24 protein-coding genes and 1 tRNA gene are annotated in these 25,883 nt (G+C 62.5%); 15 read left to right on the forward strand and 10 right to left on the reverse strand.

Annotated elements, in window-relative coordinates:
- The first annotated feature begins 345 nt into the window (after positions 1-345).
- Both FJ941_RS14940 and FJ941_RS14945 read left to right on the forward strand, forming a co-directional pair.
- Positions 346-1,023: a sugar transferase gene (locus FJ941_RS14940; protein WP_140506659.1), complete on the forward strand. Its 678-nt coding sequence runs from the start codon at positions 346-348 to the stop codon at positions 1,021-1,023.
- A gap of 85 nt (positions 1,024-1,108) precedes the next feature.
- Positions 1,109-2,365: a polysaccharide biosynthesis/export family protein gene (locus FJ941_RS14945; protein ID WP_181165857.1), complete on the forward strand. Its 1,257-nt coding sequence runs from the start codon at positions 1,109-1,111 to the stop codon at positions 2,363-2,365.
- A gap of 361 nt (positions 2,366-2,726) precedes the next feature.
- On the opposite strand, the gene FJ941_RS14950 is transcribed toward FJ941_RS14945, so the two are convergent.
- Positions 2,727-4,025 carry an O-antigen ligase gene (locus FJ941_RS14950; RefSeq protein ID WP_140506663.1) on the reverse strand — a complete coding sequence of 433 codons (1,299 nt, stop codon included), beginning with the start codon at positions 4,023-4,025 and terminating at the stop codon, positions 2,727-2,729.
- 323 nt (positions 4,026-4,348) lie between these two features.
- Between FJ941_RS14950 and FJ941_RS14955 the strand changes: the two genes are divergently transcribed.
- From FJ941_RS14955 to FJ941_RS14965, 3 genes are all read left to right on the forward strand, one after another.
- Entirely contained in the window at positions 4,349-5,101 is a 753-nt protein-coding gene (locus FJ941_RS14955) for an SDR family NAD(P)-dependent oxidoreductase (protein ID WP_140506664.1), read from the forward strand.
- Positions 5,102-5,330: 229 nt separating this feature from the next.
- On the forward strand, positions 5,331-6,671 hold the full coding sequence (locus tag FJ941_RS14960) for a glucoamylase family protein (protein WP_140506666.1): 1,341 nt from the start codon (positions 5,331-5,333) through the stop codon (positions 6,669-6,671).
- A complete protein-coding gene (locus tag FJ941_RS14965) occupies positions 6,661-8,187 on the forward strand; it encodes a mercuric reductase (protein ID WP_140506668.1) in 1,527 nt (508 codons plus the stop codon). The genes FJ941_RS14960 and FJ941_RS14965 overlap by 11 nt, the downstream gene beginning before the upstream one ends.
- A 345-nt stretch (positions 8,188-8,532) precedes the next feature.
- Here the strand turns inward: FJ941_RS14965 and FJ941_RS14970 are convergent, their stop codons facing one another.
- Together FJ941_RS14970 and FJ941_RS14975 are read right to left on the reverse strand one after the other, a co-directional pair.
- The gene (locus tag FJ941_RS14970) at positions 8,533-9,108 is read right to left on the reverse strand and encodes a DUF1349 domain-containing protein (RefSeq protein ID WP_140506670.1); all 576 of its coding nucleotides are present in this window, start codon (positions 9,106-9,108) and stop codon (positions 8,533-8,535) included.
- Positions 9,109-9,172: 64 nt separating this feature from the next.
- Complete coding sequence (locus FJ941_RS14975; RefSeq protein ID WP_140506672.1) at positions 9,173-10,612, reverse strand: aldehyde dehydrogenase family protein; 1,440 nt, start codon at positions 10,610-10,612, stop codon at positions 9,173-9,175.
- A gap of 275 nt (positions 10,613-10,887) precedes the next feature.
- Between FJ941_RS14975 and FJ941_RS14980 the strand changes: the two genes are divergently transcribed.
- A complete protein-coding gene (locus FJ941_RS14980) occupies positions 10,888-11,547 on the forward strand; it encodes a TetR/AcrR family transcriptional regulator (RefSeq protein WP_181165867.1) in 660 nt (219 codons plus the stop codon).
- Between the two features lie 73 nt (positions 11,548-11,620).
- On the opposite strand, the gene FJ941_RS14985 is transcribed toward FJ941_RS14980, so the two are convergent.
- Complete coding sequence (locus tag FJ941_RS14985) at positions 11,621-12,106, reverse strand: hypothetical protein (RefSeq protein WP_140506676.1); 486 nt, start codon at positions 12,104-12,106, stop codon at positions 11,621-11,623.
- A gap of 356 nt (positions 12,107-12,462) precedes the next feature.
- On the opposite strand from FJ941_RS14985, the gene FJ941_RS14990 reads away from it, so the two are divergent.
- Genes FJ941_RS14990 through FJ941_RS15005 form a run of 4 tightly spaced genes read left to right on the forward strand, consistent with a single transcriptional unit; the run spans position 12,463 to position 14,581 of the window.
- On the forward strand, positions 12,463-13,137 hold the full coding sequence (locus FJ941_RS14990) for a GntR family transcriptional regulator (protein ID WP_140506677.1): 675 nt from the start codon (positions 12,463-12,465) through the stop codon (positions 13,135-13,137).
- A 45-nt stretch (positions 13,138-13,182) separates the two neighbouring features.
- Entirely contained in the window at positions 13,183-14,016 is an 834-nt protein-coding gene (locus FJ941_RS14995; protein WP_348640746.1) for a Crp/Fnr family transcriptional regulator, read from the forward strand.
- Between the two features lie 36 nt (positions 14,017-14,052).
- A complete protein-coding gene (locus FJ941_RS15000) occupies positions 14,053-14,346 on the forward strand; it encodes a hypothetical protein (protein ID WP_245262076.1) in 294 nt (97 codons plus the stop codon).
- A gap of 7 nt (positions 14,347-14,353) precedes the next feature.
- Entirely contained in the window at positions 14,354-14,581 is a 228-nt protein-coding gene (locus FJ941_RS15005) for a hypothetical protein (RefSeq protein WP_140506679.1), read from the forward strand.
- A 135-nt stretch (positions 14,582-14,716) separates the two neighbouring features.
- Here the strand turns inward: FJ941_RS15005 and FJ941_RS15010 are convergent.
- Both FJ941_RS15010 and FJ941_RS15015 read right to left on the reverse strand, forming a co-directional pair.
- A tRNA-Ala gene (locus FJ941_RS15010) sits at positions 14,717-14,792 on the reverse strand.
- Between the two features lie 172 nt (positions 14,793-14,964).
- Positions 14,965-15,357: a TIGR02300 family protein gene (locus FJ941_RS15015; RefSeq protein WP_140506681.1), complete on the reverse strand. Its 393-nt coding sequence runs from the start codon at positions 15,355-15,357 to the stop codon at positions 14,965-14,967.
- A 206-nt stretch (positions 15,358-15,563) separates the two neighbouring features.
- On the opposite strand from FJ941_RS15015, the gene aroA reads away from it, so the two are divergent.
- The 3 genes from aroA to rpsA all read left to right on the forward strand — a co-directional run bounded on the left by aroA (position 15,564) and on the right by rpsA (position 19,655).
- Positions 15,564-16,922 carry a 3-phosphoshikimate 1-carboxyvinyltransferase gene (gene aroA, locus FJ941_RS15020; RefSeq protein WP_140506683.1) on the forward strand — a complete coding sequence of 453 codons (1,359 nt, stop codon included), beginning with the start codon at positions 15,564-15,566 and terminating at the stop codon, positions 16,920-16,922.
- 179 nt (positions 16,923-17,101) lie between these two features.
- Complete coding sequence (gene cmk / locus FJ941_RS15025; protein ID WP_140506685.1) at positions 17,102-17,752, forward strand: (d)CMP kinase; 651 nt, start codon at positions 17,102-17,104, stop codon at positions 17,750-17,752.
- 205 nt (positions 17,753-17,957) lie between these two features.
- Entirely contained in the window at positions 17,958-19,655 is a 1,698-nt protein-coding gene (gene rpsA / locus FJ941_RS15030; RefSeq protein ID WP_008872513.1) for a 30S ribosomal protein S1, read from the forward strand.
- A gap of 132 nt (positions 19,656-19,787) precedes the next feature.
- Here the strand turns inward: rpsA and FJ941_RS15035 are convergent, their stop codons facing one another.
- The 4 genes from FJ941_RS15035 to FJ941_RS15050 form a co-directional block, all read right to left on the reverse strand.
- The gene (locus FJ941_RS15035) at positions 19,788-20,495 is read right to left on the reverse strand and encodes an SDR family NAD(P)-dependent oxidoreductase (protein ID WP_027142833.1); all 708 of its coding nucleotides are present in this window, start codon (positions 20,493-20,495) and stop codon (positions 19,788-19,790) included.
- 237 nt (positions 20,496-20,732) lie between these two features.
- Positions 20,733-22,313, reverse strand: coding sequence for a 5-guanidino-2-oxopentanoate decarboxylase (locus FJ941_RS15040; protein ID WP_140506686.1), 1,581 nt, complete (start codon positions 22,311-22,313; stop codon positions 20,733-20,735).
- Between the two features lie 105 nt (positions 22,314-22,418).
- On the reverse strand, positions 22,419-23,090 hold the full coding sequence (locus FJ941_RS15045) for a TetR family transcriptional regulator C-terminal domain-containing protein (RefSeq protein WP_140506688.1): 672 nt from the start codon (positions 23,088-23,090) through the stop codon (positions 22,419-22,421).
- Entirely contained in the window at positions 23,060-23,932 is an 873-nt protein-coding gene (locus FJ941_RS15050) for a dimethylarginine dimethylaminohydrolase family protein (RefSeq protein ID WP_140506690.1), read from the reverse strand. Before FJ941_RS15050 ends, FJ941_RS15045 begins: the two co-directional genes overlap by 31 nt.
- Before the next feature lie 213 nt (positions 23,933-24,145).
- Between FJ941_RS15050 and FJ941_RS15055 the strand changes: the two genes are divergently transcribed.
- Both FJ941_RS15055 and FJ941_RS15060 read left to right on the forward strand, forming a co-directional pair.
- Positions 24,146-24,961 carry an ABC transporter ATP-binding protein gene (locus tag FJ941_RS15055; RefSeq protein WP_140506691.1) on the forward strand — a complete coding sequence of 272 codons (816 nt, stop codon included), beginning with the start codon at positions 24,146-24,148 and terminating at the stop codon, positions 24,959-24,961.
- Positions 24,962-25,017: 56 nt separating this feature from the next.
- Positions 25,018-25,815 carry a transporter substrate-binding domain-containing protein gene (locus FJ941_RS15060; protein WP_140506693.1) on the forward strand — a complete coding sequence of 266 codons (798 nt, stop codon included), beginning with the start codon at positions 25,018-25,020 and terminating at the stop codon, positions 25,813-25,815.
- Positions 25,816-25,883 lie beyond the last annotated feature (68 nt).

Raw genomic sequence — 25,883 nt, forward strand, 5'->3', positions numbered from 1 at the left:
CTCAACCTGCAGCCGCCATAAGCTGCGAGTACAATCTATAATATTAAGCAGTATTTTAGGTGAATAGTTTCGAATATGGCATCTTCCTAAAGCACTGACATGCTCCCAGCCCTCGCCCCGAGGACGCGTCGCCTAGGAATCGCCTCAAAAAAGTCCTGATTTTTTTATCCTTGCCCATTTATTGTCACAAATGTGCTAAAGATTTCGAAATTTGTGCAGGGCGAGTTTATTATTTAGTCAATTCATGACGCGACTATTTCAAGAGGGTTGGAAATTGTGTGTTGCGCTGCAGCATTTTTTTGGTATCGTGCGGTAAACCATTCGTTCAACGCATGGAGTTTCCGTATGAGGGATATTGCCAAGGCGGCCACGGCGGACTTTTCGCAGGCTGACACCGACTTTCCGCCGCCGATCGGCGGCCTCATCAAGCGGAGCTTCGACATCGCCGGCTCGCTGGCTGGGCTGATCGCGCTCAGCCCGCTGTTCATCATGATAGCGTTGCTCGTCAAGTTCTCCGATGGCGGGTCGATTTTCTACGGTCACCGCCGAATCGGGCGCGGCGGACGGCTGTTCTCCTGCCTCAAGTTCCGCACCATGGTGCCGAACGGCGACAAGGTGCTGACTGCCTATCTTGCGACCAATCCAGAGGCCAATGCGGAATGGATAGCGACCCGCAAGCTGAAGAACGACCCACGCGTCACCCGCGTCGGAGCGGTCCTGCGCAAGCTCAGCCTCGATGAGTTGCCGCAGATCATCAACATTCTCCAGGGCGACATGAGCCTGGTCGGGCCTCGCCCGGTGGTCCGTGACGAACTGGAAATCTACGGCAGCGCGGCCGTCTATTATCTGAAGTCCCGGCCCGGCCTGACCGGCCTGTGGCAGGTCAGCGGCCGCAACGACGTTTCCTATGACAGCCGCGTCGCGTTCGATCGCCACTATGTCGAGAACTGGTCGCTGTTCGAGGACGTTCGCATCATCATCAGGACCGTACCGGCCGTCTGGATGTCACGCGGCTCTTATTGATCGGCCGGCCTGACCCAGGCATCGGGCGGCAAGCTCATCGGGCGATGGGGCTAAAACGGATCGGAATGTTCAGTTGAAGATAGACATGTTGGAAGCCTTTGGCAGCGGCCCATTTTCCGGCCGCTCGCGGCTCGTGGCGACGTGCCTTGCGATGTCGCTCGCTTTCCCCCAGCTGGCCGCCGCCGACGATTACCGTCTGGGTTCCCAGGACAAGCTCACCATCCGCATTGCCGAATGGCAGACCGTCGAGAGCGCGTTCCGCGACTGGTCGTCGGTCAATGGCCAATACACGGTCGGTCCGGCCGGCACGTTGTCGGTGCCTTTCGTCGGCGAACTGCCGGCGGCCGGCAAGACCACGGCGGAGATCGCCGCGGCGATCGGCGAGGCGCTGCAGCACAAGCTCGCTTTGTCGGACAAGCCCGAAGCCTCGGTCGAAATGGCACAATTTCGGCCGTTTTACATTTCGGGCGAAGTGCAGAACCCCGGCCAATTTCCCTATGTGCCCGACCTTACGGTGCTGAAGGCGATCAGCGTCGCCGGCGGCATCAGGCGCAACGCCGACTACGGTCCCCAGCTCGGCAAGGACTTGGTCACAGCCAAGGGCAATTTCGATATTTCCGACGACCTGCGCGTGCGACTGATCGTCAAGCGCGCCCGCATCGACGCCGATATGGCTGGCAAGACGAGCTTCGAAGCGCCGAAGGAGGTCGAGGGCGATCCGCGCCTGCCGACCATCGTCAATGACGAGATGACGATCCTGACCGCCGACCAGAAGGCGCTGAAGCTGAAGCTCGAGGCGCTGGACGATCTCAAGGGTGTGCTGCAGGCCGAAATCGAATCGCTGCAGAAGAAGATCGTCAACCAGCAGAAGCAGGTCGACCTGGCGCAGCAACAGCTGACCAGCATCGGTCCGCTTGCCCAGAAGGGCCTGGTCGCCAATTCGAGACTTCTGGATTCTCAGCAGTCTGTCACCGACCTGCAGGGCAAGATCCTGGATTATGAGACGGCCATCCTCACCGCCAAGCAGGCTATCAGCAAGGCGACGCAGGACGCCATCGACGCCCAGAACACCTTGAGCTCGAAGCTTGCCGTCGACCGGCAGCAGACCGAAGCCGACCTGAACGAGGCCGCGCTGAAGGTGAATATGCAAAAAGGCCTGATAACCCAGGCCACGGATCCGGCGACGACGGCCGCCATCACCAACGACCAGCAGCCTAGCTTGCTCTATTCGCTGGTGCGCAATGTCGACGGCAAGACCAGCGAAATCGCCGCCAAGGAAGACACACCGGTGCTGCCTGGCGATGTGATCAAGATCAAGCTGGCACCGCTGGCCAGCCAGTAGGAAAGCGGAAGTTCGCGCGGCCGTCGCGTTCGATCCATAACGCAAAGACTTTGAACCTCCGCCTGGCCTGCCGGGCGGAGGTTTTTGCTGGCAGGATTTCCTTCACCGGGAAACCAGAACGGCTGTTGACGCGACACCGGGTGGAGAACCGTCTCACGTTCTTTTCCTGGAATGGCTCTGACCCGCTCCAGCTTTACCTAAAGCGCGTCGCGTCGAAACGGATTCATGCGGCGCGCTTTAGGCCGTTGCTTGATGCATGCCGTTGTCGCAAAACCGAGGTCACTTTTGCGCGACATGCATTAGCGCCGGACGGAAAGCCGCTACGCACTTTTCCTGGAACGGCTCTAGCGGCCCCTCATCATTACTCGGCCGCCGCGGGACGATGAGGCCAGGTTGCCTCTCCGCCCTTCGCATTCGCCGGCTCGATGGCGGGGGACCATCGCGTGCGGGTAACAGGCAGCCGCGCCAGCTTGAAGTAGCTGAAATACATCAGGAAGGAGCCCATGATGTAAGGGTTGAGGGTCTCGACTTCGACGAAGGAACGGATGAGCAGCAATACCATCACGCCGAAGAGAACCACCGATTCGGCTTGCCACCTCTTGAAGATCACCGCTGCGACATGGCCATAGAGCGTGCGCAGCAAGATCAGCGATATCAGCACCGCCCCGGTGAAGCCGAGTTCGACAAGGGCCTCGACATAGGTGTTGTGGAAGTGGAAGCCGGTACGGCTGGCGATGTAGAATTCGTTCCAAAGCCGCTCGGGTTCGGCAAAACCCTGCACCCAATAGGCGGCATAGCCGACGCCGAGAATCGGCGAGCGCTGCGCGGCGTCCCAGCCCTGCTCCCACAGATAGGTCCGCCCTGTGAGCGTCGAATCCTTGCCGAAGATACCAAGCACGAAATCCATGAGCCCGAGATTGAGGGCGACAATAGCCACCACGACGATCATGCCGGCGCCGATCAGGAAGATCACCCGGCGATAACGCCGCGACAAAAGCTTGCTCATCGCAAGGAGCGCAATAAGCGCCAGGACGGCCGGTATCGAGGCCATCGAGGTGGCGGAATGCGAGACGACCAGCACATAGGCCGACAAAAGCACGACTGGCACGGTCAGCATGAAGCTCAGCCGGCCACGCCGCAGAAAAGCAAGGAACACGACGGAGAAATAGATGCCGAGCGAGCCGACAAAACCGATCTGGTTCTTGGAGGCGAAGGCGCCGACGAAATTATAGGTGCCGTCGAGCACGTCCTCGGAATAGCCACCGACCTTCAGGGAATAGACCAGGACGAAGAATATGCCGACCAGGGCGCCTATCGTCAGGGTGCGCACGCTGACGGTGCGCGCCGCGACATAAGCGCAGGCGATATGCGAAAAATACTGGACCGCCGTTCTGGCGGTGACGCCGGGCGCCTGCGACCAGAACACGGAGAAGCAGACATAGGCCACGAAGAGCAGCGGCAGCCAGGCACTGGACAGTTGCCGCAGGAACCGGCGGTAGTCGACCAGGATGAGCGGAAGCCAGACGGCATAATAGGCCAGGATCAGCACCTGGCCGAAAATGACGGAATAGGAGAACGCCCAGATCGAGACGGCAACGGCAAAGCTGCCATAGACCGAATTCTTTTCGGGGTCGACGATCAGGGATTTGGGAATTTTCATCTAAAGGGTCCCGTCGACACGACCCGGGACCGGCAGGTCGCAAACCAGCCGGCATATCCGCAAACAAGGGCGTGCAAGAAACGGCGTCTCCATTGTGCAGTGCAATATAACCTATCGCACCCCATGCTCAATGGCAAATCCGGTCACCTTGTCTTACAGCGCGGCGATCGCCGAGAGATCACACCCCATAATCCGGCCGGTGTTGGCCCAGACGATCCGACCGCATACCGACTTGAACTCGGCTGGCGGTAATCTCACAATCTCGAATGGAAAGGCCATCACATAGATCGGCTTTCAGCCAGGATAGACAGGGAGGGGATCACATGCCGATGAATTTCGCGGGACGCTTCGCCGGCCGCGCGGCGGTGATTACCGGCGGCGCCTCGGGCATCGGCCTGGCGGTCGCGCAGAGGATCGTCGACGAAGGCGGGCGCGTCAGCGTCTGGGATCGCGATCCCGCACAGATCGAACAGGCGAAAGCCGTTATTCCCGGCCTGCATGGGGTGATGATGGACGTTGCGGATTCGGCAAGTGTGGAGGCCGCCGCACAATCGACTATCGAAGCCCTCGGCGGCGTCGACATACTGGTCACCAGCGCCGCCATCACCGGGCCGAACATGACGACCTGGTCCTATTCGGCCGAGGATTGGCAAATGGTCATCGACATCAACCTCAACGGCGTCTTCTACTGCAACAAGGCGTTGGTGCCGCACATGCTCGAGCGCAACTATGGCCGCATCGTCAACATCGCCTCGATCGCCGGCAAGGAAGGCAATCCCAACGCTTCCGCCTACAGCACGTCGAAGGCGGCGGTGATCGGCCTGACCAAGTCGCTCGGCAAGGAGCTCGCCAAGACCAAGGTGACGGTCAATTGCGTGACGCCGGCCGCCGTACGCACAGCGATCTTCAAGCAGATGAGCCAGGAGCACATCGACTTCATGCTGTCCAAGATACCGATGGCTCGCTTCGGCGAGGTCGAGGAGGTGGCGGCGCTGATCTCATGGATCGCCTCGGAGGAATGCTCGTTCACCACGGCCGCCGTGTTTGACGTTTCGGGCGGCCGCGCCACTTATTGAGCCGTATCGAGGCAGTTCCGAGTTGGCGCGAGCCAACTACAACTCCGCGTGACGAAGCAACGATTGGAGCTGGACAGGCTTATGGGAGCTGACGACCCAATGAACGTGCCATAACAGGGAAATGCCATGACACGACGAGAGAGCCCGGCAGGTGCGACGCCCCCCGGCCACCGTGCCGGTGATGTGCGATCAACGGGAGCCGCGATCATCATGTTGGAGTTTGCATCGTTTGCTTAGAGCAGATCCCGCCGCGCTGGCCGATGACGAGCTTCTGGACCGCTATCAACGCGCCGCCTTCGGCTATTTCCTGGAGAATGTGAACCCCGACAACGGGCTGGTCGCCGACACGTCGCGGCCCAATTCACCGTGCAGCATCGCCGTCGTCGGTTTCGCCCTGTCCTGCTATCCGATCGGCGTCGAACGTGGCTGGATAGCGCGCGACGCGGCTGCTAGGCTGACCCTTGCGGCGCTACGCTTCTTCCAGACCAGCACGCAAGGCAGCGGCCACGACGTCACCGGCCACAAAGGTTTTTACTACCACTTCCTCGACATGCGGACCGGTTTGCGCGTCTGGCGCTGCGAGCTGTCGATGGTCGACACCGCCTTGCTGATCGCCGGCATGCTGGTGGCGGGCGCCTATTTTTCCGGGAACAATGACGATGAGGCCGAAATCCGCCAACTGGCCGAGGCGCTCTACAGGCGCGTCGACTGGCGATGGGCGCAAGGCAGCAGCCCGACGCTCCGCCAGGGCTGGAAGGCCAGGAGCGGCTTTCTGCACTATGGCTGGGAAGGCTACAACGAGGCGACGATCCTCTATGTGCTGTCCATGGCCTCACCGGACCGCCCGAGTTCCGACGGCAGCTACGAGGCCTGGACGGCGACCTATCAATGGGAAAACATCTACGGCCACGACGTGCTCTATGGCGGGCCGCTGTTCATGCACCAGTTCTCACATGCCTGGATCGATTTCGCCGGCATCCGCGACGCTTTCATGCGCGAGAAGAATTCGGACTATTTCGAAAACAGCCGCCGCTCGACACACCTTCACCGCGATTACGCCCGGCACAATCCTTATGGCTTTGACGGCTATGGCGAGAACCTGTGGGGCCTTTCGGCAGGCGACGGACCAGGCGGCTTCCGCGCCAGCGTGCAGCGACGGCGCCACCGGTTTTCCGGTTATGCGGCGCGCGGCGCGCCTTTCGGTCCGGATGACGGCACGATCGCGCCATGGTCCTATCCGGCGTCGCTGCCTTTCGCGCCGGATATCTGCCTGGCGGCGCTACGTCACCTCGTCGATCGTTACCCGGACGTGATCGACAATTTCCGGCTGCCGAGCGGTTTCAACCCGACATTGGCCAACCGGCGAAAATTCGGCCGCAACGGCTGGGTGTCGGAAGGCCATTACGGACTGGACCAGGGTATTGCGGTGATGATGATCGAAAACCACCGTTCCGGCCTGATTTGGGAGCTCATGCGCTCCAATCCCCACATCCGTCGCGGCTTGGGCAAGGCTGGCTTCACCGGCGGGTGGCTGTCGCGGCCGGCAACCGGGGGGCGCGATGTCAGGTGAACCGACGAGAGCCGCCTTCCCCGTCGACCGCAACGACGTCGAACTGATCAGGGGCGCGCATCCTCCGCACTGGAAGAACCCGATCCCGAACGGCCCCTACAATCTCGTCGTCATCGGCGCCGGGCCGGCAGGGTTGACCGCCGCGCATGACGCGGCGAGCCTTGGAGCGAAGGTCGCGCTGATCGAGCGTGGACTGGTCGGCGGCGCCTGCGTCAATGTCGGCAGCATTCCGTCGAAGTCGATTATCCGCACGGCCAGGCTTTATGCCGACATGCGCGATGCCGAGAGTTTTGGCGGCGACCCCCCGGACCATCTTCGTGTCGATTTTCAACGGGCCATGACACGGATGCGGCAGATCCGGCAGCGGATCAGCCGTGCCGATTCCGCCGCGATCCTGGTTTCGGAAGGAATCGATCTCTATTTCGGCGAGGCGCGATTTGCCGGACGCGATACGGTCGCGGTCGCGGACAGCACGCTGTATTTCAAAAAGGCGCTGATTGCGACAGGCGCGCATCCCGCCTTCCCTGCCATTCCGGGGCTGGTCGAAGCCGGCTATCTCAGTAACGAGACGATGTTCGACCTTACGCAATGCCCGCCGCGGCTCCTCGTCATCGGCGGCGGTCCGCTTGGCTGCGAGACGGCGCAGGCCTTCTGCCTGCTCGGCGCGAAAGTCATCCTGGCGCAGAGCGATCCGATGTTCCTGCCCGGCGAGGAGCGCGACGCCGCTCAGATCCTTTCGGATGCGCTGGCGCGCGAGGGGGTGGAGGTGCGCCTGAACACCGAAGTGGTGGCGGTGCGCAGGGAAGGGGCAAACAAGCTCGCCGACCTGATGCGGGATGGCGACACGACGACGATTTCGGTGGACGAGATCATCACCGGCGTCGGCCGTTCACCCAATGTCGCGGGTCTCGACCTCGAAGAGGCTGGCGTGGCGTACGCTGCCAGCGGAATCAAGGTGGATGATTATCTGCGAACCAGCAACCCGCACATCTACGCGGCGGGCGACGTCTGCCTCGACTACAAGTTCACCCACACCGCCGAGGCAACGGCGCGCATTGTCGTGCGCAATGCCTTGTTTCGCGGCCGCGAAAGGCTCAGTGAACTCGTCATTCCCTGGTGCACCTATACCGATCCGGAGATCGCCCATGTCGGTCTCTACCCCCTGGAGGCGCGCAGCAACGGCATTCCGGTCAAGACCTACACCGTGCTGATGCACGATGTCGCCCGTGCCGTGATGGACGGCGAGGAAGAAGGGTTCGTCAAGATCCATGTCAGGGAGGGGTCCGACCGCATCCTGGGGGCGACGGTCGTCGCCAGCCATGCCGGAGAGATGATCAACACGGTGACTCTCGCCATCCAATCGGGCGTGGGATTGCATGCGTTGGCCGATGTCATCCATCCCTTCCCGACACAGACGCAAGGCATCAAGATGGCGGGCGACGCCTACAGGCGGACACGGTTCACCTCCATGCGCAGGCGCCTGGCGGCGCGCTGGCTGGCATGGTCCAGGCGATAACCCCAAAAACCATTGCGACAAGCTGATCGGCCTTTCGCCACGAGGTGCCGATCGATATCGCTCCCAATGGAATTCCCAACGTGCTGTCTGCCGAAGCCGCGACCGACAGCGTCTATCCGACGATCCCCGAGGCAACCGTGCGGACGCTGCCGGATTGCCTGGTGTGGAGCTCGTCGAAAATCCCGAAAGGAGCGACCGGATGCTGCTCGATTCGTGGCGCCTCCTTGCAAACGACCTCGGCATCCGGCCGGTCGGCCTGCCCAAGCTGGAAATCCTACACGTCCCGTGGTGGGGCGGCCGCCCGCCGAAGCTCCTCGTGCAGAGGCTCCAGATAGTTTGCGGGCGTCAGTCGTGCAGGTCCCGCGCAATCGGTGGGCCGACCGAAAATCCGGAGAACGTGACCTCGAAACCTTCACGCTGGGGCGAACAGCACATCATGCCGACATCGACCATCTTCGAGATCGGGAAATAGGCGAGCCGCACCGGCTTCCAATGACCGTCGGAAGCGTCGAGATACTGGACACGGATCGCTTCGCCGTGGCGGGTCAGGCGGATCCTGACGCCGTCCGGGCCAGCGGCGATGGCCACCAGCGACCAGTCCGAGGTGTCGTTGGTGACAACGACCGAGACATAGGCAAGGCCGTCGGTGTATTCGATGCCGGCCTTGATCCAGTGTGTTTCGCTCAGCCGGACCATCAGCCCGGCCTGGTCGTAAAGCACCTTGTAGTCGCCCTTGACGGTGACCTCGGCGGTGAAGTCGCCCTCGACCCGCCCAGACAGGAAGTGGCCGTTGTCGCGCCAGAAACCATAGAAGGTCTCACGCCAGAAATCGGTCTCCTTACCGGTGCGCACACGCACGCCATCACCTTCGATGGCGTGATGCGGCGGCGGGTTGAGCCAGGTCAGGTCCTGCAACGTCATCGCTTGCACCGGTCCGGTTTCTGGTGAGGTGACGGTTCGCCGGCCGGTCAGCCGGCGCGCCAACTCATCCCGCGAACGTATAAGCGGTCTTTACCGTGGTGTAGAACTCCATGGCATAGCGGCCCTGTTCGCGCGGGCCGAAGCTCGAGCCCTTGCGCCCGCCGAAGGGAACGTGGAAGTCCACACCCGCCGTCGGCAGATTGACCATCACCATGCCGGCTTCCGAGTTGCGTTTGAAATGCGTGGCGTGCTTGAGGCTCGTGGTGCAGATGCCCGAGGTCAGGCCGAACGGCGTGTCGTTGGCGACGGCAAGCGCCTCGTCATAGTCCTGGACACGGATGACGCTGGCGACGGGGCCGAAAATCTCCTCGCGCGAACTGCGCATTGCATTGGTGGCCTCGGTCAGCAGCGCCGGCTTGAGATAGAAACCCGGCGTCTTGCGGTCGAGCCGCTCGCCGCCGAAGGCAAGCGTGGCGCCTTCCCGGACACCGATGGCGATATAGTCCTCGTCCTGCTTGAGCTGGGTCGCGTCGACAACCGGGCCGATCTGGGTCTGCGCGTCGAGCGCATCGCCGATCACCAGCTTTTCCATGCGCTCCTTGAGCGCGTCGACGAAACGGTCGTGGATGCCGTTGGTGACGATCAAACGCGACGAGGCCGTGCAGCGCTGGCCGGTCGAGAAGAAGGCGCCGTTCAGCGCGCAATCGACGGCGACCGCCAAATCGGCATCGTCGAGCACGACCAGCGGGTTCTTGCCGCCCATTTCGAGCTGGAACTTGCGCATGTGCTCGACACTTGCCGCGGCAACGCGCTTGCCGGTTCCCACCGAGCCGGTGAAGGAGATGGCGTTGACGTCGGGGCTGTCGAGCATTGCCTGGCCGACCACCGAGCCCTTGCCCATGACGAGGTTCAGCACGCCCTTGGGCAGGCCGGCGCGATGCAGGATGTCGACGATGGACCAAGCGCTCTCGGGAACGAGTTCGGCCGGCTTGAAGACGATGGTGTTGCCGTGAGCCAGCGCCGGAGCGATCTTCCAGGCGGGAATGGCGATGGGGAAATTCCACGGCGTGATGATGCCGACCACGCCGACCGCTTCGCGCGTGATCTCGACGCCGACGCCCGGCCGCACGCTTGGCACCACCTCTCCCGACAGGCGCAATGTTTCGCCGGCAAAGAAATCGAATATCTGGGCGGCGCGAATGGTCTCGCCAATGCCCTCGGCCAGCGTCTTGCCTTCCTCTCGCGCAAGATTGCGGCCGAGTTCGTCCTTGCGCGCCATGATCTCGTCGGCCGCCTTTTTCAGCACTGCATGACGGGCCAGCGGACCGGAGCGCGACCACGCCGGAAACGCCGCCTTGGCCGCCGCTATCGCCTGGCTCGCCTGTTCGACGCCCGCCGAGGCATATTCGCCGACGACGTCGCCCGTATCCGAAGGATTGATGTTGCGGGACCCGGCATCGCCGACCCATTCGCCATCGATGAGGTTCTTTCGAAACGCTGTCATGTCCTTGCCTTCCTGCTTGCTGGCCGCGCGGCCGCATCTGTCTGAAGGGGTATTTGCCAGACAATTGCGTTGCGGGAAAGCACGCACTGGGCTGGAAGGCCGCGACAAAAGTCCCCGGCCCATGCTCATGCCTTCGATGCAGCGGCGACAGTGCCGCGTCGACAACCAATCCGGCTAACATCGGTGGATAGCGCTCCGGGTCAAGGTCGAATTGCCCTGTACAGATATGTCCAAGACCTTGATTTGCCCGATGCGGCGTGTCAAGCGTCGTGCTGATGGCAGCACCCGAGACGACGATCCAGCGTGCCGGCGCCACCGGCAACATCAAGGCCACTCGGGACGACTGGCTGAAGCTCGCGCTTGAAACCCTGATCTCGGATGGCGTCGAACGCGTCCGTGTGCTGACGCTAGGCCAGCAGCTCGACGTCTCGCGCTCGAGCTTCTATTGGTATTTCAAGAGCCGCCAGGACCTGCTCGACCAGTTGCTGGACCACTGGCGACAGACCAATACCCGATTCATCGTCGAGCGCGCCCAACGCCCTTCCGCGACTGTCATTCGCGGGGTGATGAGCATTTTCGAATGCTGGGTGGACGAAAAGCTGTTCGATCCCCGGCTGGATTTCGCGATCCGGGCCTGGGCGCGCCGCTCCCCGACCATCCGGCGTGCGCTCGATGAGGCCGACGAAGAACGCGTCAATGCCATACGCGACATGTTCATGCGTCATGGCTATGAGGGGGAAGACGCGTTCGTGCGCGCGCGCGTGCTCTATTTCATGCAGATCGGCTACTATTCGCTGGAACTCAACGAGCCGATGAGCAGCCGCCTGCCGCATGTCGCCGCCTATCTGCGCAGCTTCACCGGCCGGGAGCCCTCGCCCCAGGATATCGAGGATTTCTCGCGCTACGTCGAGAAGACCGTCTCCCGCACCCGGTAGCCATCCCCTGAAAGCAAGCTGCGCATCGATGTCGGCAACATCGCCGCCGAAAATTAGCCAGCGCTGATCATGCTCAAAGCGTAAACGACCAGAACAGGCAGGCCAGCGTGGCGGCGGCAAAGATCACGAAGAACAGGCTGCGCAGCAGCACGTTGCGGCGCAACTCGTTCATGACGAAATGACAGCCGATGATCGCGGCCGCAAACAGGAAGCGCCAGTTCAACACCGCCCACAAGATATCCCGCTGACCGAAAGCCCACCTGGCGACGAGGCAGCCAAGGATGGCCGCGAACAGCACGATGACGGTCCAGAAGACCGCGTCCGCGGCGTTGGTCAGGACAATGCTGGCTGCCCTGATCGGCAGGATCATCATCAGCAGGGCGCTAAAGAAATAGACCGCTGCAAGTGGAATGAACGTGCCGGCGTCGGCGATGCCGTCTAGCCGTCTCACACCGATCGCGCCATAGGGATAGCCGTGCCTTGCCACCGCCAGGCTCAGCGCCATGAGCAAGGCGGTCAGCACCGCGACCAGTGCGAAGGATGTGAGGGCTTTGCTCATGATGTTCCTGTCCCGGGCGAATCAGACAGGAACTGATGTAGCCGATGGTCGTAAATTGCGGGTAAGCTTTCACCCGGGATAACCGACAAGGGCGAAGCCACTTAGCTCGACGGTGCCGCTCGTCCCGGCCGCCGGTGATAAATCAGCTCCAGGCGTGCAGCGGCGGATTTTCGCCGTTGAGGAAATTATTTGCCGAGGATCTAATGTTTCCAGCGCACCGGATCGTGCAGCGTGTGCGTGCGGGCGCTGCGCCAGCGTCGAGGGTGCCGGCCAGTCCGCGTCGACCGAGGCTCCCATTCCGATTTACATTCTAATATAATCTGACCATTCCCGGTGAACGAAGCTATGGATTTGCCATGGACCTGGACCCTTCGACCCTCAATCGGGCGCTGCCGCTCCGCGATCAGATCTATCAGAAGATCCGCAACCTGATCGTCGTCGGACAGATGAAGCCGGGGGAAGTGATCAACGAGGTGGCCATCGCGGAGGCGCTCGGCGTTTCGCGCACGCCGGTGCGGGAAGCGGTCAAGCGCATCAGTGACGAAGGCCTGGTCAAGATCCTGGCGCAGACCGGCACCTATGTCGCGCCGATCAGCCGCGCCGATCTCGAGGAAGCCTATATCATCCGCCGGACCCTGGAGATGGAGAGCGCCAGGCGCGCGGCCGTCAAGCTCACGCCGGCGTCCGCCGAACTGCTGGAGGACAATATGGCGGCGCACAGGCTTGCCATATCGCGCGGCAGATACGCGACCGCGATCCAGCTCGACGATGTCTTCCATCGCACTATTGCCGAAATCTGCGGCCTGCCGATGATCTGGCGGGCGGTCGACATCTCGAAGGCGCAGATGGACCGCGGCCGTTACCTCGCCATTCCAAAGCCCGGCTATGGCGAACAGACGATCGAGCAGCACGAAGCCATTCTCGACGCCCTGAAGCGACACGATGCCGAGGGCGCGGCACAGGCGATGGAAAACCACCTCGAGACGTCGTTCCGCAACACGCTCGAAGTCGCCGCCGACCTTCTCGGCTGAAAACCCGCGACCGGAAGCGATCGTCGCAGGAAGAAGGGTCTTAGGGTGGCCTCGCCCGACGCGGGGCGCAATTATTTGCCAAGCCCGCCTATGGGGCGTAGACTTGATTATCGGCCGCCATTTATCCGGATGCAGCCGACAGTGAGAGGTACGTGCTCTTGCCCGTTAGGGAGAAGAGCCATGCCTCAATCGACTTTTCGCAACCATGTTTTGAATACCCTCACGCCTGAGGATTTCGCGCTTTTACGGCCATCGATGCATCACGTCGAACTGGCCATCAAAGCCCGGCTGGAGATCGCATATCAGCCGATCGAGCATGTATATTTCCCCGAGACCGGTATCGCATCGGTGGTCGCCGCCATGACCGGAGGGCGGCAAAGCGAAGTCGGCCTGATCGGCTATGACGGCATGACGGGCATTGCGGTCGTCCTCGGCCAGGACAGGTCTCCCAATGAAACCTATATCCAGGTCGCCAGCAAAGGCTGGTCCCTGCCGGTTGAACCGCTTCGCATGGCGATCGCCGGCAGCCAGACCCTTCGCCCGTCACTGCTTCGCTACGCCCACGAATTCCTGATCCAGTCTTCGCGAACGGCGCTGGTCAATGGCCACTCGAAAATCGAGGAACGGCTGGCCCGCTGGTTGCTTATGGTCAACGACCGCGCCGAAGGAGATATCATCTATCTGACGCATGAATTTCTGGCGACCATGCTTGGTTCCCGACGCCCCGGCGTTACCACGGCTCTCCAGATGCTTGAATATCGAGGGCTTGTTCACGCCAAGCGCGGCGAGATCACGATTGTCGACCGCACCGGAATGATAAAACTCACGCACGGCGCATATGGCGAGGAGGAGCAGCGTCACTTCGGCATCGCCGGCTGACTGTCCGGAATCGGACAGAGCCTTGAAGAGCGCCGCATGTTGGTCGAAAGTCGTATTGGCTTGGATTTCAGGGAGGCATTCTTGATGACCAATACGTTTCACACCATCACGGTGGAAGGAGCGGCCGAAGCCTATGTCCTTTCCAGGGGCAAGGCCCGCTTTCTCTCCATTGCACAAGCAATCCGCGCCATCCGAACACTTATGCCGGCATGCAAGGCCACCGATCACGAATTGGAGGAGATGCTGGCGGCGGCCTGCATCGCTCACATGGTGCCCGTCGCCTTCGACGCGGCAGAGCCAGACGGCTCAGCACCGCGTCTCCATTCGTAGGCCGGAGATGTTCGCGCTGGCGCAGAGGACTGTTTCCACGGAGGTTCGCCAGGCGATTGTCCGCTACCTGATCGACAATGTTGACAGCCCCTGCGTTTCGCTATCCGAAATTATCCGCGCCGTAAGAAACATGTTTCCGCTTTGCGAGCTCACGGATTGGGAACTTGGCGACCACGTAGCGCGAAGCGCGATAGATGCGGGATTTGCCATCGAATTCGACGCCGACGTTCCGTGACCGTTCGAGCTCGGTCGCCCCTGATTTGTTGAATGAGGGGCATCCGGATGCGCAGCCCAAGTCAGACGTCGCCGCGAAGCTGGAGACGTCACGCCAGATCAGTACACTTCAAAGGGTTGTCCTAAATAGACTGTTTGGTGGAGCCAATCGGGATCGAACCGACGACCTCTTGAATGCCATTCAAGCGCTCTCCCAACTGAGCTATGGCCCCACTCCCGGCAGTCAGCCGGCGCCGTTTCCGGCGAGAGATCGGCGCGGGTTGGAAAACCGCGCCGTTAGTGCAGGCGGCTTCTAACCCCGCCTTTCCCAGATATCAAGCCTTCATCGGCGGCTTTTTCTTCACAGGCGGTGAAAGCCGGCAAAGGCTCGCGTTCGAGACCTTATCAGACCTCGTCATCGTCGTCGCCGACGCCGATCATGTCGGAAACGTCGTCTTCTTCTTCCTCTTCGTCGGCGAGGAAGGTGTCATCCTCGTCGTCGCCGAGGTCGACGTCATCCTCGTCGTCGCCGAGATCGGGAAGATCGTCGCTCTTGGTATCGTCTTCCGCCTCTTCGAGCGAGACGACCTCGACGCCCTCTTCGTCCTCGGCGTCCACTTCCTTCTCGGCCACTTCCTCCTCCTCCTCCTCGACGGCGGCGATCTTGCCTTCATCGAAATAGGAACGTGGATAGCTCTTGCCGGTATAGGGCGAGACGATCGGGTCCTTGTTCAGGTCGTAGAATTTCCGGCCCGTTTCAGGGTCGATACGTTTTGTGCCAAGTTCGGTTTTTACCACGGCCAAGCCTCGTCAATAAAAGAGTGGTCCCCTTAACCACAGTTTGCAGCGCTGTCAAAGCGAAAAGCCGGCGTCACAAAACCAAGCATTGAAAGGCCTCGCGCCAAGTGAGGACCACGGGGATGACCATTTCGCCTCGCCGTGATACGAGACCGCCGCAACAAATGAAAAGCGCCGGTCAGCCGGCATCCGTCCAGGGAAATTCCATGTCTCACGCCGCCGCTGCCAAGCCGGCCATCGCCCGCAAGTCACCAGCCCTTTCCGGCACGGCCCGCGTGCCGGGCGACAAATCGATCTCGCACCGCTCCTTCATGTTCGGAGGGCTCGCCTCCGGCGAAACCCGCATCACCGGCCTGCTCGAAGGCGAGGACGTGATGCGCACGGGGGCGGCCATGAAGGCGATGGGCGCGCATATAGAGAAGCACGGCGCCGAATGGGTGATCCGCGGTACCGGCAACGGGGCGCTGCTGCAGCCGGAAGGACCGCTCGACTTCGGCAATGCCGGCACCGGCTCGCGGCTGACCATGGGCTTAGTCGGCACCTACGACATGGAGACGACCTTCATCGGCGATGCTTCGCTATCCGGCCGGCCGATGGGGCGCGTGCTTGAACCCTTGCGCCAGATGGGCGTGCAGGTGCTCAAAGCCACGCCCGGCGACCGCATGCCGATCACGCTGCATGGCCCAAAACACGCGGCACCGATCACCTACCGCGTGCCGATGGCCTCGGCGCAGGTGAAGTCGGCGGTGCTGCTGGCCGGGCTGAACACGCCAGGCATCACCACGGTGATCGAACCTGTGATGACGCGCGACCATACCGAAAAGATGCTGAAAGGCTTTGGCGCCAACCTGTCGGTCGAGACCGACGAGCGCGGCGTGCGCCACATCTTCATCGAAGGCCAGGGCAAGCTGACCGGCCAGACCATCGCGGTGCCGGGCGACCCTTCATCGGCGGGTTTCCCGCTGGTGGCTGCGCTGATCGTGCCGGGCTCGGACATCACGATTGAAAATGTGCTGATGAACCCCACCCGCACCGGCCTGCTTCTCACGCTGCAGGAGATGGGCGGCCAGATCGACATCTTGAACCCGCGCAATGCCGGCGGCGAGGACGTCGCCGACCTGCGCGTGCGCTACTCCGAACTGAAAGGCGTCACCGTGCCTCCCGAGCGGGCGCCGTCGATGATCGACGAGTATCCGGTGCTGGCCGTTGCCGCCAGCTTCGCCGAGGGCGAGACGCTGATGCAGGGGCTGGAAGAACTGCGGGTGAAGGAGTCCGACCGGCTCTCGGCCGTGGCCACCGGGTTGAAACTCAACGGTGTCGACTGCACCGAGAGCGAAGCTTCGCTTGCTGTGCGCGGCAGGCCGGACGGCAAGGGTCTGGGCGGTCATCCCAACGGGCGGGACACGACCGTTGAGACCCATCTCGACCACCGCATCGCCATGAGCTTTCTGGTGATGGGACTGGCGACGGAGAAGCCGGTGACGATCGACGACCAGGCGATGATCGCGACGAGCTTTCCGGAGTTCATGGGGTTGATGAAGGGACTTGGCGCGAAGATTGAGTGACCGTTAATGGCAAACCTCCAAGGTAGCGGCCAAATAGGGATGTCGGAGGGACAAAGAAAAGGCGCCAGCGCCGAAACTGCCAATCTCCCCCCTTGTTGTGGGGGAGATATCCGGCAGGACAGAGGGGGGCGCGACAGATCGCTACGCCTGTCTGGATCATTGCACTTGGCGGCCCCCCGATGAGCACACCATTCACCATCGCCATTGACGGCCCCGCAGGCGCCGGCAAGGGCACACTGGCGCGGCGGCTGGCCGACCACTACCGGCTGAACCTGCTCGACACCGGACTGACCTACCGCGCCGTCGCCTATGCGCTACTTCAACACGCACTGCCGCTCGACAATGTCTCGGCGGCCGAGACCGCTGCCCGCCAGGTCGACCTGGCAAAACTCGACCGGGCGGTGCTGTCGGCGCATGCGGTTGGCGAAGCGGCTTCGAAGATCGCGGTTTTCCCGACCGTGCGCCGCATCCTGGTCGAAAAGCAGCGCGACTTCGCCAGGACGCCGCCGGGTGCGGTGCTTGACGGCCGCGACATCGGCACCGTCGTATGCCCCGACGCCGACATAAAGCTCTACGTGACGGCCAGCGCCGAAGTGCGGGCACAACGGCGGCTGGCCGAGATCGAAAGCATCGGCGGCACGGCCAATTTCGCCGAAATCCTTGCTGATATCCAACGCCGCGACGAGCGCGACATGGGCCGGGCCGACTCGCCCTTGAAGCCGGCCCCCGACGCGCACTTGCTTGATACCAGCGAAATGGCTATAGAAGCCGCGTTTCTCGCGGCCATGTCTGTCATCGACGACGTGCTGGCCAAGAGAAACAAGGCCTGATCCGGGTTTTCATGCTGCTTCCGATTGCCGGAGGCGAAGAAAATACCCATATCGGGCACGAACCAGCCTGCCAGCATTCTTCATGCGCCGGAATTGCCGCCCAAAAAGCGGCCCAGGGCTTTTAGCCCGGAACGCCGGCAGGCCAACGCAACGCTAACCCACGGCGCCCGTCCCGCTTGAGATGCGGGGCACTCCAGGAGAAACAATGTCAGCTGCAAATCCCACTCGCGATGATTTCGCGAGCCTGCTCGAAGAATCATTCACCGCCGGCCACTCCGGCGAAGGTCAGGTCGTCAAGGGCACGATCACCGCGATCGAAAAGGACATGGCCATCATCGACGTCGGCCTCAAGGTCGAAGGCCGCGTGCCGCTGAAGGAATTCGGCGTCAAGGGCAAGGACACCACTCTCAAGGTCGGTGACACCGTCGAAGTTTATGTCGAGCGCATCGAGAACGCGCTTGGCGAAGCGATGCTTTCGCGTGAGAAGGCCCGCCGCGAAGAGAGCTGGGTCCGTCTCGAAGAGAAGTTCACCAAGGGTGAGCGCGTCGAAGGCGTCATCTTCAACCAGGTCAAGGGCGGCTTCACCGTCGACCTCGACGGCGCCGTGGCCTTCCTGCCGCGCAGCCAGGTCGATATCCGCCCGATCCGCGATGTTTCCCCGCTGATGCACAACCCGCAGCCTTTCGAGATCCTCAAGATGGATCGCCGCCGCGGCAACATCGTGGTGTCGCGCCGTACCGTGCTCGAGGAGAGCCGCGCCGAACAGCGTTCGGAGATCGTGCAGAACCTCGAAGAAGGCCAGGTTGTCGAGGGTGTCGTCAAGAACATCACCGACTACGGTGCGTTCGTCGACCTCGGCGGCATCGATGGACTGCTGCACGTCACCGACATGGCCTGGCGCCGCGTCAACCATCCGACCGAAATCCTCAACATCGGTCAGACGGTCAAGGTGCAGATCATCCGCATCAACCAGGAAACCCACCGTATCTCGCTCGGCATGAAGCAGCTCGAGAGCGACCCGTGGTCCGAGATCGGCACCAAGTTCCCGATCGGCAAGAAGATCAAGGGCACCGTCACCAACATCACCGACTACGGCGCGTTCGTCGAGCTGGAGCCGGGCATCGAGGGTCTCATCCACGTTTCGGAAATGTCGTGGACGAAGAAGAACGTGCACCCCGGCAAGATCCTGTCGACGACGCAGGAAGTCGATGTGGTGGTGCTCGAGGTCGATCCGGCCAAGCGCCGCATCTCGCTCGGCCTCAAGCAGACGCTGGAGAATCCGTGGCAGGCTTTCGCCTCGAGCCATCCGGTCGGCAGCCAGGTCGAGGGCGAGGTCAAGAACAAGACCGAGTTCGGCCTGTTCATCGGCCTCGAAGGCGACGTGGACGGCATGGTGCACCTCTCCGATCTCGACTGGACCCGTCCGGGCGAGCAGGTCATCGAGGAGTACAATCGCGGCGACATGGTCAAGGCGCAGGTGCTCGACGTCGACATCGACAAGGAGCGCATCTCGCTCGGCATCAAGCAGCTGGCCAAGGACACGGTCGGCGAAGCAGCGACGAGCGGAGAACTGCGCAAGAACGCGGTCGTCACCTGCGAAGTCATCGGCGTCAAGGATGGCGGTCTGGAAGTGCGGCTGGTCGACAGTGGCATCGAGACCTTCATCAAGCGCTCCGACCTCAGCCGCGATCGCGACGAGCAGCGCCCCGAGCGCTTCACCGTCGGCCAGAAGGTCGACGCCCGCGTCATCGCGTTCGATAAGAAGACCCGCAAGCTGCAGGTCTCGATCAAGGCGCTGGAAATCGCCGAAGAGAAGGAAGCGGTCGCCCAGTACGGCTCGACCGACTCCGGCGCTTCGCTGGGCGATATCCTGGGTGCCGCGCTGAAGAAGCAGGGCAGCTAAGCTCTTCTCGCAGCCTTGAAAACAAAACCCCGCCGGATCGCTCCGGCGGGGTTTTTCTTTGACGAATGCTGTCGGAGGCCGGTTACAGCATGTCGCGGCGACTAGGATTCGCCCGACCTGCTGCGACATGCATTAAGCGCGTCCGTAAAGCGGCACCAGCGTTCCGCTCATCGCCTGGTTGGTGGGCGAGGCGAGATAGGCGATTGCTTCAGCCGCCGCTTCGAGGCTGACCCATTTGGTGAAATCGGCATCCGGCATGTCGGCGCGGTTTGCCGGCGTGTCGAGCGTTGAGGGGGCGACGGCATTGACCAGGATGCCATTGGCCTTGAGCTCTTCCGCCATTGCCACCGTCATGGCGGCCACCGCGGCCTTGCTGGCCGTGTAGGCGACCATCCCGGCGCCGCGCCTGGGGTCGAGCCCGGCGCGCGCGGTGACATTGACGATGCGGCCGGCAGAGCCCGACGCCAGCATCGAGCGGATAGCCGCGCGGCTGCACAGGAAGGTGGTGCGGGCGTTGGTGTCCATCATCTCGGCAAAGGATGCCGATTCGATCTTTTCCACCGGTGCCTTGGCAAAGCCGCCCGCCAGATGGATCGATCCCCACAAGGCAGGGACCTGGGAATAGAAGGCTTCGACCTTGGCGGAGTCCGACAGGTCGACATTGTGCGCCAGCTTCACATTGTCATGCGCGGTGAAGGGGAAATGTGAAGGCGCGGCGGCGTGCGCGTTCGGCACATGGCAGATCGCGCCCTGCTCCAGCAGTCTGCCGACCACCGCCCCACCGAGCGCGCCGGTTCCACCGGTCACAACGATATGCCTGCCTTCAAGTGTTTCCATCATCCTGGACCGCTCCTGTCATTTTTATGACTTTTGTCGTTGGTTTGCCGCGCCGACGCGAAGCGTCGCGCCTTTCAGCCGATCACTCAACCGATATCTCGACATGGCAGCCGTCACGTCTTTGCATGCGTCAGGACATCGTCGAATAGCGAAGCCACCCGGAAGCGGCGCACGCCTTTCAGGACTACGTCGGCGAATGATCCGCCTCCGGACGGGGGGACCAAGGCCAGCCTGGATGGTTCAAACGACCGTGATTTCGATCACGCGCGGCAGTCCCGTTGCCCGGGCGTGCTTCAGCGCCTGAGGCAAGGCGCCGATGTCGGCCAGCCTTTCGGCGCCAATACCATAGGCTTCGGCCAGCTTGCAGAAATTGGGCGGCGCCGGCGACACGCCGACAGGTTCAACGCCGACATCGAGCATCGAGGTCTCGATCTCGCGATAGCCCCTGTTGTTCCAGACGACGAAGATGACAGGCGCTTCGGAATCCAGCGCTACGGCTATCTCCGGCAAGGTGAACTGGAAGCCGCCGTCGCCGGTCAGGCAGACCACCGGTGCATCGGGCATGGCGAGTGCCGCGCCGATCGCCGCCGGAGGGCCATAGCCCAGCGCGCCGAAGCCGGTCGCGGCATTGAACCAGCCGCCAGGCCGGTCGTGGTCGTAATAGAGATTGGCGGCGTAAATCGGCTGCGTCGAGTCGCCGACGATGATGGCCCCGGGCAAGGCATCGCGGATCATTTCCACGGCGTGCACCTGCGCCGCATAGGCCGGGCTCAACTCGGCAAAGGCGGCCTTTCGCCCCGTCGCGGCGCGGCCATGACCATCTTCACCGGCTCTGTGGGCCGGATCGATCGCCGTAAGCAGGGCCTCGATCGCCTCGGCGCAGTCAGCCTGGATGGCGACCGTCACCGGGCGCCGCGCAAGCTGGTCGGCACCGATGTCGATACGGATCAGGTTTGAAGGCAGCACAAAGCCGCCGTCGCCATAGCCGTCATAGTCGGTCGCGCCGAATTCGGTGCCGGCGGCGATCACCAGATCGGCATCGGCCATCAGCGCGCGAACCGCCTTCAGACTCGGACTTGCCGGTACGCAGAGCGGATGGCGGTGCAGCAACCCGCGCGCATTGGTCGTCTCGACGACGGGAGCGCCCAGCCTTTCGGCGAGGCGCCGCAGCGGGGCTTCCGCCTTCTTGGCACCGCCGCCGGCAAGGATCAGCGGACGGCGCGCGGCGGCGATGAGCTTGGCCGCGTTCACAATTGCCGCACCATTGGGTGCCGGAGGCGCCGCATTGCTGAGCAGGGCGGCGATGCCGTCCGCCGGCTTGACCATGACGTCGGTCGGGATCTCGATATGCACAGGACCGGGCCGCGAGGAGGAAAACAGGGCGAAGGCCCGCGCCAGCGCACCGGGCAACTCGCTGGCCCCGGTGACGCGTACCGACATCAGCGCCACCTTCTCCATCATGCCGCGCTGGTCAGGCAATTCATGCAGAAAGCCGAGCCCCTTGCCGAGCGTATCGGTGGCGTTGACGCCAGAAATCACCAGCATCGGCACCGAATCGGCGCGCGCCTGGCCCATGGCGGTGATGGTGTTGGTCAGACCCGGCCCGGTGATGACGAAGGCGACGCCCGGCCTGCCGCTGGCGCGGGCATAGCCGTCGGCCATGAAGCCGGCGCCCTGTTCGTGGCGCGGCGTGACATGGCGGATCTTCGACCTCGCCAGGCCCCGATAGAGCTCGACCGTGTGGACGCCGGGGATGCCGAAGACGGTGTCGACGCCATGGGCCTCGAGTAGCGAAATCAATGCTTCGCCGATGGTGGTCATTGGTTTTCTCCCGGTTAGAGCGGATTATTGGTTCCGCTCTGTCTCTTTGTTTCCTACGCAATTGCGAAGGGAAAGCGTACGCGGTTTTCCCGGGAAAACCGCTTCTCACTTTTCCTGGAATTGCTCTAGCGGCGCGAGGCCGAGCTCGGCCTCGACAGCCTTGACGCCAATCGCCGCCAATTCGCCGGGCGAGAACATCTCGCCGGCCAGGCAGCCTTCTATCCAGAGCCCGTCGATTATCGCATTGATCGCGATGGCATGGTGGCGCAGCTCGCTTGCGTCCGGCTTGTGCTGTTCGGCGGCGAGCACTTCAGCCACAACCGCTTCCACCTCGTTGCGAAAGCCAAGGTAGCCTTCGCGGTGGGCACGGGCCAGGGCAGGATCCGCACTGGCGCGGCCGATGAAGGTTGCCCAGAGCGAAAACACCCGCGCGTCGATGATCGGCGCATTGAGATTGGCGGTGACGAAGGCCGCAAGGCGCTGGCGCGGCGAGGCGCCGTCCATGACCAACGCCGCCTTCGCCTGCTCGGTCATGCGGCTGACCAGCGCCGTATAGGCTTCCTGCAGCAATTCTTCCTTGCCCGGGAAATAGTGCCCGATCAGCCCGGCGGTGACGCCGGCACGCAATGCGATGGTGCGCAGGCTGGCGCCTTGCAGGCCATGTTCCGCCACGCTGTCCAGAGTCGCTTCGATCAGATCCTGCCGCCGCCGCCCCTCGCCCTCGCGACGGAACTTACGGCGCGCATTCATTGGCGCAGGATCGGTCGCGTCAGGCATGTCGGCCCGCCTTCGCAGGCGATGCAGAGCGCATCCGCCTCGAAGATTTCAACCGTGCAGCCGGCGGCTTCCATCGCGGCCTTGGTTCTGGGAAAGCCCGCGACGGCAATGACGTTGAGCGGGCTGGTCGGCAGTACGTTCAGGCTGAGGCCATTGGACGCGGCGAACTCTTCGGCATCGCCTTCGACCAGCCGGATGCCGCGCGCCTTCAGCGCCTGATAGAACGGGGCCGGTAAAAGCGGCGAATAGACCAGCGCCAGGTCGTCGGCCAGCGGGCTGATCACCGACATCAGATGCAGGCACGCCTCTTCGCCCTGCCACAGCGGCAGATCGAAGCCGTAGACGGAAATGCCCAGCGGCGTCAGCAGATTGGAAACCTGCTGGATGCCTTCCTGGTTGGAGCGGACACCGCGCCCGATCGCCAGCGTGCGGGCATCGACCCATACACAGTCACCACCTTCGACCTGGCCAGGAGCCTCGACGCGGCCGAGGATCGGAATGCCCAGTCTTCTGTAGGTTTCCTCATGCAGCGAAGGCTCGCCGGCCCGCAACGGCTTACCCATGGACAGGATCAGCGCGCCGCGGTCGGTCATCAGCGAGGGGTCGTGCGTGAACACCGAATCCGAAAGTCCGTCGGCCTTGTCCTCGATCCATTCGATCTCGGCGCCTGAAGCGGCCACCAGCTCAGCAAGGACCGCGTGCTGCGAGGCTGCTTTCGCCGGGTTGAATCCCGGGCCATAGTGCCAGGCGGCCCTGTCGGCGTCGCGCATGGCGTTGGCCGCCGACCGCATCAGCACGCGCCGCAGCGGCGCCGCCATGGACTGTGATCCGAAAGCGCTCATCGATGCCCTTTTTAGGCTGAAAAAAATCGAGAAAATTTCATGAGACGTTATTTATACACTTGCACAACAAGGCCGCAAGTGCCGTAATGAGCGGGATTGACGGGCTCGCTCTGTTGAGTCCATGCTTGAAATCTGGAGCAGGGCAGTACAGCGTATGTTGATTAGCCGGGTAGACGTTCGACGAACCGCCGGCGGCCATATGGAGGTCATTTGGTGAGCGCTCTGGCAGCTGCCAAGATCTCATCCGGCGAGGCGCAGGACTGCGCCGCAGAAGCCATCCATGTCGAGAACCTGCACAAGAAATTCGGTCAACTGCATGTGCTGAAGGGCGTATCGCTGTCGGCGCGCGACGGCGAGGTCATCGCCATCATCGGCGGCTCGGGCTCGGGTAAATCGACGCTGCTGCGCTGCATCAACTGCCTGGAAAATCCGACCAGCGGCATCATCCGTGTCAATGGCGAGGAGATCAAGCTCAAGGCGGACAGCCATGGCCACACCATTCCGGCCGACCGCAGGCAGATCGAACGCATCCGCTCCAAGCTCGGCATGGTGTTCCAGAATTTCAACCTGTGGAGCCACATGACGCTGATCGAAAACGTCATAGAGGTGCCCGTGCATGTACTGGGCATCAAGCGCGACGAGGCTGTCGCCCAGGCCGAAAAGCTGCTGGCGCGTGTCGGGCTCGCCGAGAAGCGCGATGTCTACCCGGCCTATCTCTCCGGTGGCCAGCAGCAGCGCGCCGCGATCGCTCGCGCCTTGGCCATCAATCCGCGTGTCATGCTGTTCGACGAACCGACCTCGGCCCTCGATCCTGAACTGGTCGGCGAAGTGTTGAAGGTGATCGGCGATCTGGCGCGCGAAGGCCGCACCATGGTGCTGGTCACCCACGAAATGAAATTCGCCCGCGAGGTCGCGACCCACGTCGTCTACCTCTACAACGGGCTGGTCGAGGAGGAGGGACCACCGGAGCAGATCTTCGGCGCGCCCAAATCCGAAAGGCTCAAGCAGTTCATCCGCAACATCGGCTAGGGAACGGCCGGGACGGAAGAAAACCGGGAACCAACAACAAACTGGGAGTTCTGAAAATGAAGACTGTTCTGAAGACATTCGCCACGGCGCTGCTGCTCGGCGTCGCCGCCATGGGCGTGGCCAAAGCCGATCCGGTCAAGATCGGCGTCGCCGCCGAACCCTACGCGCCCTTCACCTCGCCCGACGCTTCGGGCAAATGGGTCGGCTGGGAGATCGACTTCATCGACGCCGTTTGCGCCGAGGAAAAGCTCGATTGCGTCATCACCCCTGTCGCCTGGGACGGCATCATCCCGGCGCTGACCACCAAGAAGATCGACCTCATCGTCTCGTCGATGTCGATCACCGACGAACGCAAGAAGACCATCGACTTCTCGGACAAGTACTACAACACGCCGACCGCGATCATTGGCCCGAAGGACCAGAAGTTCGGCGCCACGCCTGACGATCTCAAGGGCAAGGTCCTCGGCGTCCAGGTGTCGACGGTGCATGCCGTCTACGCCAAGAAGCATTTCGGCCCCACGGCATCCGAGAACAAGGAATACCAGACGCAGGACGAAGCCAACAACGACCTTGCCGCCGGCCGCCTCGACGCGGTGCAGGCCGATTCCATCGCGCTCAAGGAGTTCCTCAAGACAGACCAGGGCAAGGCCTGCTGCGACCTCAAGGGCATGGTGGCCCCTGACGACGAAGTGCTCGGACCGGGCGTCGGCGCCGGCGTGCGCAAGGAAGACACCGATCTGAAAGAGAAGATCAACGCCGGCATCAAGGCGATCCGCGCCAACGGCAAATATGACGAGATCTCGAAGAAATACTTCGATTTCGACATTTACGGCGGCGCCACGCAGTCGAACTGACGACCCTCGCATGGGCTGGAGGACAGGGCGCTGACGTCCCCATCCTCCAGCTAGCCAGTCCACGCATG

The sequence above is a fragment of the Mesorhizobium sp. B2-3-13 genome (assembly GCF_006442195.1).
In the GTDB taxonomy this organism is placed as follows: domain Bacteria; phylum Pseudomonadota; class Alphaproteobacteria; order Rhizobiales; family Rhizobiaceae; genus Mesorhizobium; species Mesorhizobium salmacidum.

What these genes read in the sequence shown, in the direction of transcription:
- FJ941_RS14940 (WP_140506659.1), top strand. Translation starts at nt 346, where the DNA reads ATGAGGGATATTGCCAAGGCGGCCACGGCGGACTTTTCGCAGGCTGAC.
- FJ941_RS14945 (WP_181165857.1), top strand. Translation starts at nt 1,109, where the DNA reads ATGTTGGAAGCCTTTGGCAGCGGCCCATTTTCCGGCCGCTCGCGGCTC.
- FJ941_RS14950 (WP_140506663.1), bottom strand. Translation starts at nt 4,025, where the DNA reads ATGAAAATTCCCAAATCCCTGATCGTCGACCCCGAAAAGAATTCGGTC.
- FJ941_RS14955 (WP_140506664.1), top strand. Translation starts at nt 4,349, where the DNA reads ATGCCGATGAATTTCGCGGGACGCTTCGCCGGCCGCGCGGCGGTGATT.
- FJ941_RS14965 (WP_140506668.1), top strand. Translation starts at nt 6,661, where the DNA reads ATGTCAGGTGAACCGACGAGAGCCGCCTTCCCCGTCGACCGCAACGAC.
- FJ941_RS14970 (WP_140506670.1), bottom strand. Translation starts at nt 9,108, where the DNA reads ATGACGTTGCAGGACCTGACCTGGCTCAACCCGCCGCCGCATCACGCC.
- FJ941_RS14975 (WP_140506672.1), bottom strand. Translation starts at nt 10,612, where the DNA reads ATGACAGCGTTTCGAAAGAACCTCATCGATGGCGAATGGGTCGGCGAT.
- FJ941_RS14980 (WP_181165867.1), top strand. Translation starts at nt 10,888, where the DNA reads ATGGCAGCACCCGAGACGACGATCCAGCGTGCCGGCGCCACCGGCAAC.
- FJ941_RS14985 (WP_140506676.1), bottom strand. Translation starts at nt 12,106, where the DNA reads ATGAGCAAAGCCCTCACATCCTTCGCACTGGTCGCGGTGCTGACCGCC.
- FJ941_RS14990 (WP_140506677.1), top strand. Translation starts at nt 12,463, where the DNA reads ATGGACCTGGACCCTTCGACCCTCAATCGGGCGCTGCCGCTCCGCGAT.
- FJ941_RS15000 (WP_245262076.1), top strand. Translation starts at nt 14,053, where the DNA reads ATGTTGGTCGAAAGTCGTATTGGCTTGGATTTCAGGGAGGCATTCTTG.
- FJ941_RS15005 (WP_140506679.1), top strand. Translation starts at nt 14,354, where the DNA reads ATGTTCGCGCTGGCGCAGAGGACTGTTTCCACGGAGGTTCGCCAGGCG.
- aroA (WP_140506683.1), top strand. Translation starts at nt 15,564, where the DNA reads ATGTCTCACGCCGCCGCTGCCAAGCCGGCCATCGCCCGCAAGTCACCA.
- cmk (WP_140506685.1), top strand. Translation starts at nt 17,102, where the DNA reads ATGAGCACACCATTCACCATCGCCATTGACGGCCCCGCAGGCGCCGGC.
- rpsA (WP_008872513.1), top strand. Translation starts at nt 17,958, where the DNA reads ATGTCAGCTGCAAATCCCACTCGCGATGATTTCGCGAGCCTGCTCGAA.
- FJ941_RS15035 (WP_027142833.1), bottom strand. Translation starts at nt 20,495, where the DNA reads ATGATGGAAACACTTGAAGGCAGGCATATCGTTGTGACCGGTGGAACC.
- FJ941_RS15040 (WP_140506686.1), bottom strand. Translation starts at nt 22,313, where the DNA reads ATGACCACCATCGGCGAAGCATTGATTTCGCTACTCGAGGCCCATGGC.
- FJ941_RS15045 (WP_140506688.1), bottom strand. Translation starts at nt 23,090, where the DNA reads ATGCCTGACGCGACCGATCCTGCGCCAATGAATGCGCGCCGTAAGTTC.
- FJ941_RS15050 (WP_140506690.1), bottom strand. Translation starts at nt 23,932, where the DNA reads ATGAGCGCTTTCGGATCACAGTCCATGGCGGCGCCGCTGCGGCGCGTG.
- FJ941_RS15060 (WP_140506693.1), top strand. Translation starts at nt 25,018, where the DNA reads ATGAAGACTGTTCTGAAGACATTCGCCACGGCGCTGCTGCTCGGCGTC.